This window comes from Peribacillus simplex (genome assembly GCF_001578185.1).
Lineage (GTDB): Bacteria > Bacillota > Bacilli > Bacillales > DSM-1321 > Peribacillus > Peribacillus simplex_A.
Genome location: NZ_CP011008.1, coordinates 4,443,079 through 4,460,895, shown reverse-complemented (window position 1 = coordinate 4,460,895; position 17,817 = coordinate 4,443,079). Strand labels below are relative to the sequence as shown.

Below are 17,817 nucleotides of genomic sequence, written 5' to 3'. Positions count from 1 at the left end.
TTAGCGAAGAAAACTGAATAAAAAAGAATCCATTTTGATCAATTTTCCTTCAAAATGGATTCTTTCAAAATAAAATGGTAGCAAAAAGCGCCTACTCGATTACATCAAACCATAACGGGGATTTATCATCAGGTTCACCATTGTAATTGATCGTGATTTCCTCGCCAGCCTTTATATCTTTATGTGCATAAAAGTCTATCGTTAAATCTTCTAAATTATTATCGAATGTCGCATTTGGAGTGTATGAATGATTGAATAGTGAACCATTTCCTAAGGCAATGACAGTTTCATCATCATCTCCCCAATAGAAACAGTGATGAAAGAGTGCGGTTTTCTTTAAATATTTCCATTCATGTTTGGGTGAAATAATGACAGGTGATACCTCAATGAGTTCATCTTTTTGAATATCCCTTGTAGCATATACTCCCCTGCCATACTTCCCCGTATTTTTAATGCAGATTGGTGACACGGAAGCAACTCCCCTTTTTCGGTTCTGTTTGGCTATCAGTTGTGTCGTGGCATTTTTTTCATCTAGGCTACCAAGGTGCTTATTTAAGTAATCACTGCGTTTGCGAATGAATTCGAAGATGAATTCCGGTTCCTTGTCGAATAGATCAATCTTATTCTTTTTATATGGATCAAGAAGGATGTGGGGGCGAATGCCCTGGTGCAGTGGTAATACTTTATTTTCCATATGCTTCACAGTAAATGTGGTTTCTAATGTTTCAACCAAGAGGTCTTTGTAGAACTTACTGTATTCCGGAACCTGCAAGAGCAGATGAATAAGGTGGTTTGCCTTTTTCCCTCCGATAGGGACATATGTGTGCTCCATGATCCCTCCACTGACTTTGCGTCCCCAAGTGGCATCGTAATCCCAAGGGATGATTTCAAATAACTTCGTTTTACTATTGCGATATAGTGCATAGTTATGAGTGAAACCGTCGTTATTCATGGTGCAAACGGCTCCAACCAGCCAGCGTAAGTATTTATGGATATCAAGATGCTGCGAGACTACTTCAGGAAACTTTGCAAGTGGGGTGGTGTTGATTTTTTTGATGAATTCGATTAGATATTCATCATCAGCGGGTTTGCCAAACGCTTGTTTATAGCCTGACGTAAGGGAGTCTTTCGCTTTCCCATCCCTTTTCAATGAAAAGTTGGCATTATTGTTGACAGCATAATAAATCGGGCCGGCAGGAAGTCCTCTTTTTTCTAAAAAAAACCCATCGACGGAATCCAATTGTAAATACACACCTTTAAACGTGCCATTTCGGAATAGGTTGATGTGTTGGCTATGAGGGGAAAGGACACCAAGGTCTTGAAAGAAATCGAGTGAGAGTTTATTGCGAATGAGGGAAGGATCTCTGTATTCGGCATTGAGATGGATTTTGTGGGCGCCAAAGAATCGTTCTGGCTCGATGAAATCAATCCAATAGGATCTTTTCCGGAATTTGCGGGTATAAGAGCCCCGATAGGCAATATCGATAACATAATTGTCGTTTTCTACTTTCAAATTGGCGGGAATAGGGTCATCGCTCCAAATATCCGCACGTAAATCTTCTAGATTTTTTTCTTCTATCATTAAGAAATAAGATGGAATATGATAAGACATACACTCACCTTCCTTCCTTGTATAAGATGTTTTATGGACAGTCTTGACCTTAATGAAGCCGTAATATCATAAAATACTTCCACTTGATCAATCAGGGATTAATCAAGCTGAAGCATTTTATATTTAACTATCTATCTTCTTCTTTTTTTGCCACGTCCAGTGGACGAGCTTGAACTTGAACTTGACCTTAATGAAGTAGCTGTTGTTGTTGTAGATGTGATACCAGTAGTTATGATACCAGTAGCTGTGTTGCCAGTAGATTATTTCCCAGTAGATTTATGGCCAGTGGACTTGTTGCCAGTAGAAGTGCCACCAGTAGAAGTGCTACCGGTAGATGAACTGCCAGATGAAGCTGCTTTTCCTTTTTTCCCTTTCATACAGACCCCTCCTTTAATAAGGTTAATTTTATGATATGCGCAATGGTACCTACTTGAGCGTTAGTTAACGACAAACGGGCTAATAAAAATTAACGGAGAGGATTTAGGAGAGTTGCCTAATCCCAGGGGAATTATAGAATGGATAAGCAACAAAATCGAGCACTGTCCATTGTTAACATCTTTCGTCAATCATTGCATCATGATCAGGCATTATAATAAATTCATGAAAAAAATGCCCTTTAATCCCGATGACCGGGAAGAAAGGGCATGTACCGCGGACATACAATGAACTGGATGTCACGTCACGGCTATTATAAATTAATAAGCGAGGCTGAATAGGGCTTTGATGTGTGATAGATAGCGAATATTACTTGCTTCTTTCATCAATGTAGCCGGCAGACCTTTAAGGGAAGTGTTATTGGCCCCAACGGTTGCCACTGCATCTTTACGGCCAAGGCTTGCAAGTGTACCTGAGTTGACAGGTGAAAATTCTTCAAGTTTCTTGCCTTCAAAGGCTGCATATAGGTTGTATCCAACAAGCTCACCCATTTGCCAAGCATTTTGTGCAGTAGGAGCGTATGGACGGCCGCCTTCTGGAGGGAAAGCAACGGCACTGTCTCCGACAACGAATACGTCATTATGGGATTTGGATTGCAAATACTCATTAACGGTTGCTTTGCCGCGATCCACTTCAAGGCCTGATTCGCCTACGATAGGAAGTGCTGCGACTCCGCCTGTCCAAACAAGCGTATTGGCTTCGATCGTTTGTCCATCTTTCAATTCGATTTGATTTCCTTTAACACCCGTTACAGGCAGACCTGTCAAGAATTCAACGCCGCGTGCTTCCAAGCTGGACATGGCACGTTCAATTAAGTGGTCAGGCAGGACAGGAAGGATTTTTGGACCAGCTTCCACAAGCTTGATTTTCAAGTCCTTGAAGTCCACTCCGAACTTTTTGGCGATTTTAGGGAAATGATCCACGATTTCACCGATTAACTCGACGCCAGTCAATCCGCCGCCGCCGATTACGATTGTAGCGTCCGCTTCGTTATTCGTTTGTGCATATTCACGGATGCGATCTTCGATATGTTTGTAAATTTTGTTAGCATCATTTACGGATTTCAAGACCATGCTGTTTTCCTCAAGTCCCGGAATGCCGAAGAATCCTGTTTGGCTTCCCAAAGCAACAACTAGGGCATCATAAGATAAAGTGGAACCATTCGCAAGTTTCACTTCTTTTTTATCGACTGAGAAAGACTCCACTTTTGAAATGGTAAGGTCGATATCTTTTCCTTTGAAAAGTTTTTCCAAAGGAATCGAAACGGCTTGTTCAGAAATGGATCCGCCTGCAAGACGGTGCAATTCGGTGATGATTTGGTGCGTTGGAAATTGATTCACCACTGTAACCTGCACTTCATCCTTATTGTAATATTCACGTACGGATAAGGCTGATAGTAATCCCGCATAACCCGCACCTAAGATGACGATTTGTTTTGACATAGTTAATCCCCCGTCCTTACTGATTGAATGTTTATCAAATTATTTTTGGTTTTTGCGTTCTGAAGAGACTTCAAGAAAAGCTTGGGCAAAACGGAAAAGTTTTTGTGCTTGCGGGTCTTTCATCATTCTTAACAGTCCAAAAAGACCGATCACATCATTATTCGCTTCTGCACGATCCTTGGCTTCGATGGCGTTAGCTGCAAGACCTTTCACTGAGCCCACTACAGGTGTAGCGATCTCCGAAATGGCGCTGACCGTATCATTTTTCAAAACATCATCAGTCGCAACCGATTGAGCGAAATCATAAGACTTTGTTAAAATATTCACTAATTCAGTCAGTTTTGGTAACTGCTCAACTAAAGTGTTCAAGGATTCCTGAACCTCGGGCTTTAATAATTGGTCCAGTAAATCTAATTGTTTTTGGCGTGCATTAATTTGTTCAGTTTGTGATTGGGTAATCGTTTCTGACATATCCAATTCTCCTTTGCAATAAGCATTTTGTTGATGTAAATAGAAAAACTTGTAAAAAATTACACAAAGTGTGACACAAAAAATACATTTAAAAATGTAATGAAAGCTATCCTATAGTATATCCCTTTAGCTTCATGAAAACAGCTGATTTTTTAAAAATATTCAAAAAATGCGCTTTTCCTGCATATATGATAGACCAATTTTAATGAATGGTCTATGTTTGATCTGAAAGCTTTTACTAAAACGGTTATTTTATCCTAGAGCAAGGTGTCTATCATTATCATCATACATATTTCAATCTTTATTCGCCATCCTAAATGATGAGGTGAAAAATGTGGCGGATTCAGAATCAAAATTTGTAGAAGAGAATAATGATAAGAGGCAAAATAAACTGGTTGGCAGTATGGACTATACTAAAGAACAACTATTGGAAGGCATGAATGGAATTTCTGAAGTTTACCTCAAAAACAGTGAGGAGGGCACATTGGAAACACCTGATAAATAACAATGCTGTAAGCATAGCGAAATTGTTATGCTTACTTAATTTTCCTCCTTTTTGTAAAAAATCCTCTATAGATCCTCGGAAATAGTTATTTTAATATTCTAAAAATTCACTTGACTTTATTGTGAATTCACGTAAGATAAAATACATAGCCATAGTGTATAAGGGTAGTTGAAGAAAATTTCCTACTCTGCCAGGCATCGCCTTGAATGACTCCGTGATTTGAAAGATGAATCTATAAATAACTGTCGAATCTAATAGACTTCGCCATTCAGCGGAGCTAAACCTAGATCAAAACCAGTTATATCAATTATTTTTTATTGATATGACTGGTTTTTTTTATTTCATCATTCATCTTATTTCGTTTTTGGCTAAGAATTCCGACGGCTGGCTGACCTTCAAGGATTAACGGAAAGTAATGTTCACAAAGGTATAAGCAGTTTAAATCTTGTAGCAGGGGTGGGAATTATATGATAGGTACGAAGCAAACTAGGCTCGCAATTGATGTAGGCGGAACATTTACGGATGTTTTCGTTTTTGATGAAAGCACGAAGGAAATTTCAATTACGAAAACGTCGTCGACTCCTCTGAATCCAGAGATCGGTATTTTGGATGGAATTGCTAAAGCGGAAATAGATTGTGAAAATATTAAAGTGTTTTCCCATGGTACAACGGTAGGCACCAATGCCTTGATTGAAAGGAAATTGCCAAAGACAGCATTGATCACATCCATTGGATTTCGGGATGTATCGGAAATCCGCCGCGGAACCAAGCTTGAGTTATGGGATACATATGATGATGTAGCCAAACCGTATATTCAAAGAAGAGACCGTTTTGAAGTGGAAGAACGCATCGATTTTGCAGGGAATGTCCTGACGGAAATCAATGAAGAGGAAGTACGGTCACTGGCAAGGAAATTAAAAAGACGCGGTACCGAATCCATCGCGGTTTGCTTCATGAACTCGTATGTTAACGGAAGCAATGAGGCGAAAGTGAAACGTATCATCCAGGAGGAACTCCCGGATGTCTATATATGCATTTCAAGTGAGGTCCTTCCTGAAATTTTTGAGCATGAGCGCATGAGTACGACGATCGTCAATGCGGTTTTAGGACCGACTGTCAGCAACTACATTAAAACCCTTGAAGGTGAAATGAATAAACGGGGATATGAAGATGACATATTAGTGCTTCATTCCGGCGGAGGGGTCATGACATCCCAAACCGTTCCCCGTTATGCGGCAAGGCTTGCAAGCTCAGGCATCGCTGCAGGTGCGATTGCCAGTAAACATATCGCCCAGCTTTGCGGTTTTAATAATGCTATTGGGCTGGATATGGGAGGGACCAGCACCGATATTTCCTTGATGCATGAAGGTGATTTGCGGATTACGAAAGATTGGTATATTGAGTATGGATATCCGATAGGGTTCCCAAGTATCGAAATTTTGACGATAGGAGCAGGAGGCGGAAGCTTAGCTTGGGTGGATGAAGGCGGTTCTTTACGCAATGGCCCTCAAAGTGCAGGGGCGGTTCCTGGACCCGCCTGCTATAGCAGGGGTGGAGTGGAACCGACCAATTCCGATGCCAATATTGTATTGGGACGGCTTGGCACAAAACTATTGGATGGACAGATGGAACTGGATAAACAAAAAGCGATTGAAGTCGTGGATAAGATCGCCAAGAAATTCAAATATACGATTGAAGAAGCCGCGAATGCCATCACAAGGGTGGCCAATGCCAACATGTGTGATTCGCTAAGGCTGATTTCAGTTAGACGGGGATACGATCCCCGCGACTTTGCCCTTGTGGCTTTCGGAGGGGCTGGGCCTTTGCATGGCGCGTACTTGGCCAAGGAAATGGAAATCCCGACTGTCATCATCCCGCCGCATCCGGGTGTTGCCGCGGCAATGGGATGCCTGCTGGTCGATGTTCGTCATGATATATCCAAAACCTATGTCAAGAATGTCAAGGATGTCTCGTTAGGGGATTTAGAGAAAGAATTCATCGGGATGGAAAAAGAGGCCGAGGAATTATTGCAAGAAGAGGGTGTAGCTAAAGAAGCTTCCACATTGATGCGATATATTGACATGAGGTATATGGGACAGTGGCGTTCATTGGCGATAGAAGTCGATTGTCCAATTTCTTCATTGGAAGAGACCCTTAACCGTTTCCATCAAGAGCACGAACGGGAGTTTTCTTTCTCTGATAAAGAACAGACCGTGGAAATTTACGGGCTGCTCGTTACGGCTATCGGAACTGTGCCAAAACCTGAATTTCCGACCTATGAACCTGGGGGCACACTGGCCGATGCCTTGAAGGAAACGCGTGATGTTTATTTCGAAGAGGAAGGTTATGTGAATACGAACGTGTATAACCGGGAACTCATTCCGGCATTCTCTGAAATTACGGGACCTGCCATAGTGGATCAGCTTGATACAACGACTGTCATTCCACCCAATTTCACGGCAAAAGTTGATAAATACAGGAACTTGATTCTTTCCCAAAATAAATAAAAAGAGGTGGATTCCATTGTCTAATAAACAGTTAATTGACCAATCTGGAGTTGGAACAGGTTTAGATCCGGTGACATTTGAAGTGATAAAAAATGGCTTCGTTAACCTTGTAGATCAAATGGCTGAACAAATCCTTCGGACATGCTATTCCTTCGTCATTTATAATCGGGATTTCAGCTGTGCGCTATGTGATGCAGAAGGAAATACAGTCATGCAAGGAACACAGGATATTTCCGTCCATGTAGGTACACTGCATCTAACGGCAAAGGCTGTACTGGAAGACTTCGAAGGGGACATCCATCCTGGTGACATATTCTTAGTCAATGACCCGTATCGGGGCGGTACTCATTTCAATGACACACGGGTCCTGCTGCCTGTCTTTCATGAAAACAAGCTCATTGCGTTCATGCAAACGAATGGTCATTGGGCCGACATGGGGGGATCGACACCTGGATCCTTTGATATCAATGCCAAGGAACATTTCGGCGAGGGGGTAAGGATTCCTCCTCTTAGGATATATAGTAAAGGAACGTTTTTAAAAGATGTGGTCAATGTTCTCGTTACGAATATGCGCGTGCCTGAAGAACGCGTAGGCGATCTACGTGCTCAAGTGGAAGCGGCCAAGGTAGGCGAGCGTCAGTTGTTTGCCATTATCGGGAAGTATGGAATCGATACGACTTTATCTGCCTTTGCGGAAGTGCAGAATTATGTGGAGCGTTTGGCAAGAGCCAAGGTTGCGGCTTTACCGAATGGCACCTGGGAGACCGTTGATTATATTGATATGGATCCGGAAGTCGGAGACGGTCTAATCCCGATCCGGGTTAAGATGACCATCACGGATGACGAGATCCTTTATGATCTTTCTGGTTCGCATTCTTATATCGGCTGCTTTTTGAATGCCGGTTTTGGGGCTTCTTTATCAGCAGCATACTCAGGAACCAAGACATTCTTCCCCGAAATTCCTCTGAACTCAGGTTTTTACAGAGTGGTGAAGATTGAACTGCCGGAAAACTCCGTCGTCAATGCTCCAGCACCGATAGCCGTAACGGGTTTTTGTTCAGGTGCCTATGAAAAGATCATGAGTGCTTGTTTCGAACTCTGGTCCAACATCATGCCGGAAAGGGCGATCGCTTGCTCTTTTAACCTGGAATATTTACTTATCGGCGGTTGGGATCAACGCCAGGAGCAAGATAAATACTTCATGTGGTATGACTGGATGGCCGGGGGTCATGGAGGCCGCTCAGATCGGGATGGTGTGAACGCCACTTCTCCGACATTCGGTTTGGGACTCAGCGTACAGCCTTGTGAAGGACAAGAAAGATTGTCACCTGTCGTGACGATGAAGCATGAAATCATTATGGACTCTGCCGGGCCGGGTAAATACCGCGGCGGGTGCGGTGTAGAAAAGGGTGGTACACTCACGAACGTCAAAAACACGGTCATGTCATATTGCTGTGATCGTTCCCGTTCAATAACCTGGGGGATTTTTGGAGGGCTGCCTTCTTCCCCGCATGGAGCATGGCTGAATCCAGGCAAGGAAGACGAACGATATTTAGGTGCGATTTTCTCAAATGTAAAAGTGAAGCAAGGGGATTCCTTTGTTCGGCCATCCGCTGGGGGCGGGGGTCTGGGAGATCCGCTTGAAAGAAGTCCCGAAGATGTTTTGGAAGATGTTATCGATGAGTATGTTTCAATTAAGAGAGCTAAAAAGGATTATGGCGTGGTTATCAAGGAAATCGATAAAGATCTCGATTTATTCGAGATAGATGATGAAGCAACGGAACAAGCAAGGTCTTATATCAGAAAAAACCGTAAACAATGGCTTGAGGAAAACGTTCAAATCGTTGAAGATAAATTCGCCAATGGGGAGCTGGATAGTTTGGATGTCATACGCCAGCATGGTGTCATCATCGATTATGCAACGAATAAAGTCTTGCCAGAATCAACAAAACAGTTCCGTGAATCCATGAAAACCCGTTCATTGGCTTATTGGAAGTAACCTGAAAAAGGTTCCGAATCCATTCGGAACCCCTGACTGTAGATGAACTCGAAAAATACGAGTTTGCCTGCAGTTTTTTTCTTTTTGAAAAAAAGATCCAGTTGATTTCAGAAATCCGCTCCCTTTCCGCCGACTGTCTGCCAAGCCTCCTCACCGCAAGCGGCTGCGGGGTCTCGGCTAGCCAGTTATTCGGCAGGAGTGTCGCAAATTTCTTCAATCTTTTAAGGGTTTCATCCGTATAAAATAGTAAAAAACATAACCAAAGGTTTCTTTTAAAATCATGGTTTGGAATTAGACCATTCCATACCTCTTTTTGCCGCTACTTTCACGGTCCGTTGTCCTTCATAATTGCTTTGATATCTTCCATGTTTCAAGTTTTCATCCTTCTATTTTAAAAAGACTGTAGGAGAAAGAGTTCGGAAAACGCATTTAAATAATGTTCCTGAACCAACTGACCTAAAGAAACACCTTCGACTCCAAGTATGATTTCCATCTGTATTTTGTAACAAAGTTGATTGGAGAGGAAGGTACGAGACCCCGCAGGCGCAAGCCGAGGAGGCTCCCCGACCGCCCGCGGAAAGCGAGTTTCTTGAGCGGAAATCAACATCCAAATAATATCCAAATCATGTAGGTGTCGTTTCGAAGGCATATTTAATGGAAACCCATCAATTCCTTCACATGTTTACAATTTTCTTTGGAAGTGAGCATTTCCAAGAGCGTGAAGGCAACATCGAATGCTGTGGATGGATTGTAGGATGTAATGATATTGTCCGTGGTGACAATCGGTTCGTTCACGACTATCGCACCAAATTCTTTTAGCTGACCCTGTCTTTTACTGGTTGGATGATTGTATGTAGTGGCTTTTTTTCCATTCAATATCCCGCTTTTTCCTAGTGGGAGAGAACCGACACAAATGGTTGCTATGATTTTGTTCTTATTATGAAAATACTTGATCACATCAAGAAACCTCTGATCATATGCGTCATCATAGAAACCGGCTTCTTCAAAACCTCCTGGAATGGCCAAAGCATCGAAGTCATCAAGGTTCACTTGATCGAGGGTCAATTCCGGCTGCACCATGAAATTCCATGTGCATTTCAATTGTTCATGAAGCCCCACCGTAACCAGGTCAGTCGTACCATCACCCTCTAATTTATTCCAGCCCAATACATCTGTAAACACACTTGCTTCAACCGCTTCGAATCCATTGGATAGCAGCATCAATACTTTTTTCATCGTGCATCCCCCTTATTTATATTTGTATTTATTATATAAAAAGAGATTTCCTTAATACATACGATAAATTATGTAATCATTTCATTTCTATTTATTTTATAATGTGTTTAGGTGAATTTTATTAATAATAAAAAGTGAGGGTGATTGAATTGGATCGAACGGATAAAAAGATACTTTCCTTGCTGGAGAATAATGGGCGCATGTCCATGAAAGAACTGGCACATGAAGTTTCCTTAACAGCCCCAGCAACTAAAGAACGTGTTATTAAATTAGAGGAAAGCGGAGTGATAAAAGGATATAAAACGGAAATATCCCTAGAAAAACTTGATAGGAGAATAACAGCATTCATTTTATTCGAAACGGATAGATGTAAAGACTTTTATCATTTTAGCTTGAGTCATCCTGAAGTTCTGGAATGCCACCGGTTAGCCGGTCAATACAGTTATCTTATTAAAATAAGTACATTTTCCATGGAAACACTGGAAGAATTCGTCGATGAGGCCATCAAATACGGGAAATCGTCCACCCATCTGATTTTTTCCTCCGCATCGAAGAATGTTTTTTCAGGCGAGGAGATGTAAGCAGGATTTAAATTATATGATGCCGCCAACTCTTTAATATATGAGGCAATTTGCAGGAAAAAACTCCATCAACATAGAAACTAATAGTAACAAAAATCACAGTTGAAAGTTACAAAAAAGGGAGTGGAGAAGAGTGAGTTTTGTCTATGAGGAAGAAAAAATAATGGATTTCCTTTTGCAGAATAAAAGTGAATTTGAAGAATATCTTTTATCAGAAGCGGTCAATGTCAGGGATAAAATTGAAGAAATTCTGCTGATTGGAAATGTCGACCTTTTGAATAATGCACATAAGCTCATCCGTTATATAGTGGAGCAGAATGAAACGGATATGATTACATTTGCCGAACAAGAGGGAGTTACGTGGGCAACCCACTCTTTGACGCTTTCATTCAAGTTGGAATGGATTCAGGCCATCCGCAGGACGCTTTGGATCTTTCTTTATAAGTTCGAAGATGCAAAAGATTTGTTCAGTGAGGATTCCAAGATCTTTTTTGATTTAGAGAAAAAAGTGAATGAAAAGGTTGATGTATTTCTTAAATCCTTTTTCGTCAGTTACTCCGATTATAAAGACAAATTGATTCTGGCCCAGCAAAACTTGGTTGAAAATCTATCCGTCCCGATCATTCCAATAACATCCACTACCTGCGTCCTTCCGTTAATTGGGACAATCGATGATTCACGTATACGGATAATCGAGGAAAAAGTATTGATGGAGATTGGTAAACTAAGGATACAGACATTGATCTTGGATTTATCCGGTATCATCGAGATGGAAGTTGAAATGATTAATGATTTAATGAATATTCTCGATGGAACGGCAATGATGGGTTGTAAAGCCGTGGTGACTGGATTACGCCCTGAAGTTGTTATCAAGATGATCCGTTCAGGGGTTCAGTTAGATGGTAAAGCAGAAACAAAGGGTACACTGCAGCAGGCCTTGATGGACTATCTTGTAGTCACCTAAATCGTGAAATGGAAGTCGCCATGTTGTGGCGGCTTTTTTTGGTGGGTAATTTGGGGTGTTAAGGAAATCCATTCACTGCTTTTTTTGCCTCGGATAAGTGGATAGGCATTGACGTACAACGATACATTTATTCATTATGTTTCCGAATGAAGGTTAGCCTGAAGCAGGTTACCCTTTTTTCTTATTCCGGCCGCCTATCCGCATATAATTTTTGCGACCTTTTTCACACTTGATGCATAAAAAAACAACTTGTAAGTCACTAAGAAAAGCAAAATCATGAGTTTCTTAAATGGAGTTTCTTAAATGGAAACGCAAAATTCATTATTGAAACAATGTTTTAATTTTTAACTTATATAATGATTTTCATGAAGTTGAGCCAAGAACCGTTCTTGTTCCGTACCCTATCTCGATAACTTGATAACTTAGGAAAATCATTTTTATTAAGGCGTAAATATTCTAGTGATTGGCATTTTGTATGTATGAAAGGTATTGGTAGTCCCAGCTATTGATGCTGCAGCCTATCAACCTACAAAAGGAGAAATGGGGATGGTGAAAATATAAGAGGTATGTTCATCGTTTTAAGGGGTTTCTAGAGGGATTCAAGAAAGGTATTGTTGCAACTTCATTTAGTAGGCATTTAAATCTTCATAAAAATTAAGGAGGAATTGAAAAAATGAATGTAAAAAAGGTTCTATTTAAAGGACTGGCAGCGACAGCCTTGCTGGTATTCGTGACGCCTGCATTTGCAAGCGCGGTTGATCCAACTGAAGTATTAGGAAGTGAAAACGGTAAAGGAGCCACTTCACATGGCCATATCACAATAATGCCAGCAGATGAAACAACAGGTCCAACTGACCCGATCGTTCCTAGTGAACCGGATGGGGAAACAGGAAATACAGGGGCGCTAACAATTGATAATGTCTCGCCTTTAGAATTTAATACCCACCAATTATCCGGTGGAGCTGTGGAATATTCAACAACTACAAAAAAACCAAACGTTCAAATAACGGATATTCGTGGTACTGGTGCTGGCTGGACATTACAGGTCTCAACTTCACCATTCAAGGATCTAACTGATGAAACGATGATTCTAAAAGGTGCCACTGTTACACTTCCAATCGGGACTGCAGTTACAACTCCAGGAAATGTTTCACCTGCACCAGAATTAAGGGAAGTACAATTAGGTACTGATTCTGAAGTAACTGCACCACAAATCCTTATGTCTGCTCAAGATTCAAAAGGAATGGGGACGTGGGTAGATCAATTTGATCCTAGCAACTTGAAAATAAATGTTCCTGCAGGAAACTTAGCTGGAGAGTATGTCTCAACATTGACTTGGAGTCTATTGGATGCACCACAATAATATAAAAAACCATGAGGTGAGGAAGATGAAAGTAATTACCCTGTCAGTGGCAGGAAGTATGATTCTGGCTGGATTGATCTTTTCGACAAATTCAGCGGAAGCAGCTGTCGTGAATAGCGCTATTTCCCAAAATTATATTGATTTTATTCCGGATGAGGGTATTACCAAGCCGGTAGATCCGGTCAATCCAGATGAACCGGATCCACCGAGTCCGATTGATCCTATAGATCCAGACAATGGCGGAACGGGAAATAGTGGATCTTTAACTTTGGACTATGTCTCCAACATCCAATTTGGAACCCAAAAAATTATGAGTGGGAACACTACATATAACGCAAATAATAAAGACCCATATGTACAAGTTTCAGATAAACGCGGAACGGGCGAAGGATGGGTTTTGACAGCAAAGGCTTCTGAATTAAAAAATAGCACTGGGGAGTCTTTACAGGGGGCTGAGTTAACATTCAAAAATGGACAAGTAAAATCACAATCATCAAATGTTTCTGAACCGCCAACGGCTTATGACGTTACATTTGATAATAGTGATTCAAAAAAATTCATGGAGGCACCTTTAGAAACTGGCCGCGGAACATGGCTGGACGTATTTTCAGGTTCTGACGGCGATAATGGTAATGTGCAACTAAAAGTTTTGGCTGGCTCAGCTGAAGCCGAAAGTTACAGTGGTACTGTAACATGGGAATTAACCAACGCACCTAGCTAAATACTCAAATAGGGCTTGGCTTTATAAGAAATTATGTAAGCCAAGTTCCATTAATATATATCACATCATGTTGAAACTAGAGGGGGATATAGATGAAAAAAGGGCTATTTATTTTGATTGTGTCCTTATTGATTGGGTTAGGAATCATTTCCCAGAATGAAACAGCCTTTGCTGGGACCATGGAATATTCAATCAAAGCCAATATTCCAAAAAACCAAATCAATAAGAAGTTGACTTACTTTGACTTGTATATGAAACCGGGGGCCGAACAAACGATATCTTTAACAGTGAAGAATAACTCGAGTGAAAAAATCGACTTAATGATTGAACCGAATACAGCCGTAACCAATCAAAATGGAGTGATTGATTACAGTAAAAATAATCAAAAAAAAGATCGTTCATTAAAGTATGCATTTTCTGATCTCATTTCCCCAAAACAAAAAGTAACGTTAAAAGGAAATCAAACGAAAAAAGTGCCTTTTACGATTCAAATGCCAGATGAACCATTTGATGGAGTGATTTTGGGTGGATTCTATGTGTACGAAATAAATCAAGGCGCCAAAAAACAAGAAGATGATAATGTTCAAATCAACAATGAATTTTCGTATGTGATTGGCGTCAAATTGACCGAAACGGATAAAAGGGTAAAACCCAATCTAAAGTTAAATAAAGTTCAAGCAGGATTGATGAACTATCGCACAGTGGTGACTGCGAATCTGCAAAACACGGAAGCTATGATTGTCAATAACTTGGAAGTGAATGCCCGAATCACGAAAGAAGGAAACAGGAAGATGCTTCACTCTTCAGAGAAGAATGGCGTATCCATGGCACCGAATTCTAATTTCGATTTTCCTATTAGCTGGGATAATCAAGCGTTAGAGCCTGGCAAATATCATATATATATAACGGCAAAAGACGGAGATCAAACCTGGAAATTTGACAAAATGTTTGAGATTAAAGGTGATGATTCAAAGAAATTAAATAAAGAAGCAGTTGAATTGGAAAAAGACTATACACTTATTTTTGCAGGAATCGGCGTGCTAATTGCGGTATTAATCATACTGGTCATTATTCTACTAAGAAGGAAAAAAAGCGGGGAAAAGCATGAAGAAGAGTAAAATATTCACTAGAATCACTTTCTCATTTCTCATTATTATGGGCTTGTTTTTTTCAAGTCTTCAATGGCTGGGGCCAGTGGAATCCATTAAAGTGGAGGCAGCCGGTCCAGTAGAAGATAATCCTCCATCCAGTATTATATTGGATGGCCTGTTTACCACTCCATCAACAGGATCAAATAGCTCCATTATTAACGATCAACTGGTTTCAGTAACCCCTGGAACGGCAAATCAAAAGGGGGCAATTTGGTCAATCGACGATATTAAAATGGATTTAACCAAAGATTTTACAGCCACAATGTATTTGTATTTTGGAAATAATGGGAATAATGCGGCAGATGGTATGGCATTTGTGATGCATAATGATTCAAGAGGTGTAAATGCTATTGCAAAATCTGGGGCAAGCTTGGGGGTTTGGGCTGACGAAGGCTATAATGGATCGAAAACATCTGGCATTCAAAAAAGTTTTGCTGTTGAGTTTGATACCTATAAAAATGATGGTGATACTAGCTATTTTGATACTAATGTTAACGATGACCATGTTGCATGGGGGTATCCAGGGAAAGCCGATACTTATATAGATTATTCCATTGGTGTTTGGCCGGTACAAAGTAATAGGAGAACCATGAAACATAATAACGTAGATGGTAATACTGGCGTTCAGTATCCCGGTCTGTTATCAAATGGTACATGGCGTAAATTCGAAGTGAAATGGGATGCTGCAAGCCAAGCACTCACGTATCAATTAGAAGGAGTAAATCCAGTTACTGTTGCTGTAAATGTACAAGATGTTTTTGGCTCTACAAAAGTTTATTGGGGATTCACTGGTTCAACAGGTCCTACTTACAAGCAAACCAATCGTGTCGCTTTTGATGAAATACCGGATTTAGTAAATGCAGAAGTTGAGCAAACGATAACGAGACAGGATGATTCTGTTGTTGGGGAGGGCTCTTCAGTTTTTAAAGGTGATGTATTAACCTATACGCTTTATGCGAAATATAACGGTGGTTTACAAAATTGGAAAAATATCATCTTGAACACGGTCTTGAATGATCATGTTACGTTTATCCCAGGCTCCATGACATTGACAACCCCTGGTGAGACTGCAGCATTAGATGATAATTCGTGGTCAGGACAATCGCTGGCACTTAGTATTCCAAATATGAATTCCACTCAAAATGCAGCGACGGTCTCTTTTCAAGTGAAAGTCAATGCAACAACGGAGGCTGCCTCAGTTACTGAAACAGCTAGGTTTAATGGAGATAACATGGTGATTGATACCAATTCAATTGATTATGTCATCCAGCCTAATCAAGCACCAGAAGTAGCAATAAATGATGCTGGCCCTGTTTACGTATCCGAAGGTGAAGATTATGAAGTGACAGGAACTTGGAAAGATAGTGATAATTCTAAAGGCACTTTTTACTATGAATTGAATTCAGAGGAAATCCAATCTGAAGAAAAAGAGAAAGATGTGTCTTCCGTTAGTGCCGACTGGAGTTTTCTCCTTTCAAAAGACCAATTAAATATGGGGGAAAACACTTTTGAAGTGTATGTAACGGATGAAAATGGAGCAAAGTCCAATGTAGCAACTCTACAAATCATTGTTGTAGAACCGCCATCTCTTACACTTGTTGATGCTGATAAGGAATTACCTATTGATTTAGGAAGTGGCTACACAATAAAAGGGACATGGAGTGATGCAGATAGTGACAAAGTGGACCTATACTATGTGCTGGATAAAGGTGAGCCAATTAAATTTGCATCTGGTGCAGCAAATGTTGCTGATAAAGGGGAAGAAGTCAGCTACGAGCATACCATTCCAGCAGATGAATTATCAGTAGGGACACATACTGTATATGTTTACAGTGTGGATGATACTGGCAGGCGATCAAACGTGGAAAAACTCACCTTGAAAGTCATTGGACAAGTTAGTTTCACCAATGTCGCTACGGATGTTAGTTTTGTAGACATGGAAATTCCAAATCAACCGACATTTGCAAAACGAAATGCCGATTGGGATATTCGCGTGAAGGATACTCGTGGTACCGGCAGTTCGTGGCGGCTGACGGCTACTTTAAGTGAAGATTTTTCTGATGGAGCCGGACATTATTTATTAGATGCCTTAACTTTTGTTGATGAATTTGGAAAAGAAGAAAAAATGTTACTAGGAGTTGCCATGAATGTTTTTGAACATACAACCAAAAGTATGGATGAGATATCCATACATTGGCGAGAAAATCAGGGGATATTATTAAAAATGGAACCTTTTGTCTATATAGGTGATTATAAGGGCAGGATTAAATGGAATTTAGTGGATGCGCCATGAAAAAAAGCCTATGGTTAATCATTTTTTAGATGATCGAATAAAACCCAATCAAACATGTTCTTCTCCTTTTTTAAAGTGACGATAAGTCAATTTAAATTGAACATGCCGAAGCTGAAAGAACATTGGCTATCGTTTGAATGGACGACTTTACAAGGCTCAAGGGATGTCCAATACGTAGCTAGCTAAAACACAGCCTATCCGTTAACCCATCCGTGCTTATGATTGGTGTCTAGTTAAAATCGGGCAAGTGTACCTGAATTATTTAAAACAAAAAATGTAAAATGCTCGGTTTCGCTTTTTCTTGTACACTGGCTCTTAATAGACACCTCATTTTCGTTTTAACAAGTTGGTAAGTCATTCGATGCATACTGGCCTCCTGTAAACGTGAATGAGGCCTTTTTTTGTATATTCCTTTTCTAACGAAGTGAGTACAGGAAAACTGTATAGCCCTTATGATCGTTGTGGAAGCCGTAGACCCTTCAAAATAGGTCAATATTGGTTTCCTTTTTCTTACATATATATCATTGCTGGCGCTTC

13 protein-coding genes and 1 pseudogene are annotated in these 17,817 nt (G+C 40.6%); 9 read left to right on the top strand and 5 right to left on the bottom strand.

Features of this window, described 5'->3' with window-relative positions; translation table 11 throughout:
* Positions 1 to 91 precede the first annotated feature (91 nt).
* The 4 genes and pseudogenes from UP17_RS29005 to UP17_RS20775 form a co-directional block, all read right to left on the bottom strand.
* Positions 92 to 469, bottom strand: a complete 378-nt coding sequence (locus tag UP17_RS29005; RefSeq protein ID WP_167556013.1) for an SET domain-containing protein — start codon at positions 467 to 469, stop codon at positions 92 to 94.
* Between the two features lie 63 nt (positions 470 to 532).
* Positions 533 to 1,612: pseudogene (locus UP17_RS20785) on the bottom strand (CotH kinase family protein); the annotation flags it as partial.
* 695 nt (positions 1,613 to 2,307) lie between these two features.
* Complete coding sequence (locus UP17_RS20780; protein ID WP_061462493.1) at positions 2,308 to 3,489, bottom strand: NAD(P)/FAD-dependent oxidoreductase; 1,182 nt, start codon at positions 3,487 to 3,489, stop codon at positions 2,308 to 2,310.
* A 39-nt stretch (positions 3,490 to 3,528) separates the two neighbouring features.
* Positions 3,529 to 3,960, bottom strand: a complete 432-nt coding sequence (locus UP17_RS20775; protein ID WP_061464933.1) for a helical membrane plugin domain-containing protein — start codon at positions 3,958 to 3,960, stop codon at positions 3,529 to 3,531.
* 334 nt (positions 3,961 to 4,294) lie between these two features.
* Here UP17_RS20775 and UP17_RS27925 point away from each other — a divergent pair, with 334 nt between their 5' ends.
* From UP17_RS27925 to UP17_RS20765, 3 genes are all read left to right on the top strand, one after another.
* A complete protein-coding gene (locus UP17_RS27925) occupies positions 4,295 to 4,465 on the top strand; it encodes a hypothetical protein (protein ID WP_155727412.1) in 171 nt (56 codons plus the stop codon).
* A gap of 467 nt (positions 4,466 to 4,932) precedes the next feature.
* Positions 4,933 to 6,972 carry a hydantoinase/oxoprolinase family protein gene (locus UP17_RS20770; protein WP_061464931.1) on the top strand — a complete coding sequence of 680 codons (2,040 nt, stop codon included), beginning with the start codon at positions 4,933 to 4,935 and terminating at the stop codon, positions 6,970 to 6,972.
* A 16-nt stretch (positions 6,973 to 6,988) separates the two neighbouring features.
* Positions 6,989 to 8,971 carry a hydantoinase B/oxoprolinase family protein gene (locus tag UP17_RS20765; protein ID WP_081108910.1) on the top strand — a complete coding sequence of 661 codons (1,983 nt, stop codon included), beginning with the start codon at positions 6,989 to 6,991 and terminating at the stop codon, positions 8,969 to 8,971.
* 651 nt (positions 8,972 to 9,622) lie between these two features.
* On the opposite strand, the gene UP17_RS20755 is transcribed toward UP17_RS20765, so the two are convergent.
* Entirely contained in the window at positions 9,623 to 10,207 is a 585-nt protein-coding gene (locus UP17_RS20755; RefSeq protein WP_061464927.1) for a DJ-1/PfpI family protein, read from the bottom strand.
* A 149-nt stretch (positions 10,208 to 10,356) separates the two neighbouring features.
* Between UP17_RS20755 and UP17_RS20750 the strand changes: the two genes are divergently transcribed.
* The 6 genes from UP17_RS20750 (at position 10,357) to UP17_RS20725 (ending at position 17,280) form a co-directional block, all read left to right on the top strand.
* Positions 10,357 to 10,788 carry an Lrp/AsnC family transcriptional regulator gene (locus UP17_RS20750; protein ID WP_061464925.1) on the top strand — a complete coding sequence of 144 codons (432 nt, stop codon included), beginning with the start codon at positions 10,357 to 10,359 and terminating at the stop codon, positions 10,786 to 10,788.
* 133 nt (positions 10,789 to 10,921) lie between these two features.
* Positions 10,922 to 11,752 (top strand): STAS domain-containing protein, encoded by an 831-nt coding sequence (locus UP17_RS20745; protein ID WP_155727410.1) that lies wholly within the window; start codon positions 10,922 to 10,924, stop codon positions 11,750 to 11,752.
* A gap of 673 nt (positions 11,753 to 12,425) precedes the next feature.
* Positions 12,426 to 13,115 carry a WxL domain-containing protein gene (locus UP17_RS20740; protein ID WP_061464924.1) on the top strand — a complete coding sequence of 230 codons (690 nt, stop codon included), beginning with the start codon at positions 12,426 to 12,428 and terminating at the stop codon, positions 13,113 to 13,115.
* 25 nt (positions 13,116 to 13,140) lie between these two features.
* The gene (locus tag UP17_RS20735; RefSeq protein WP_061466209.1) at positions 13,141 to 13,836 is read left to right on the top strand and encodes a WxL domain-containing protein; all 696 of its coding nucleotides are present in this window, start codon (positions 13,141 to 13,143) and stop codon (positions 13,834 to 13,836) included.
* 92 nt (positions 13,837 to 13,928) lie between these two features.
* The gene (locus tag UP17_RS20730) at positions 13,929 to 14,954 is read left to right on the top strand and encodes a WxLIP family cell surface protein (RefSeq protein WP_061464922.1); all 1,026 of its coding nucleotides are present in this window, start codon (positions 13,929 to 13,931) and stop codon (positions 14,952 to 14,954) included.
* Positions 14,941 to 17,280, top strand: coding sequence for an L-type lectin-domain containing protein (locus UP17_RS20725; RefSeq protein ID WP_061464920.1), 2,340 nt, complete (start codon positions 14,941 to 14,943; stop codon positions 17,278 to 17,280). The genes UP17_RS20730 and UP17_RS20725 overlap by 14 nt, the downstream gene beginning before the upstream one ends.
* Positions 17,281 to 17,817: the final 537 nt, after the last annotated feature.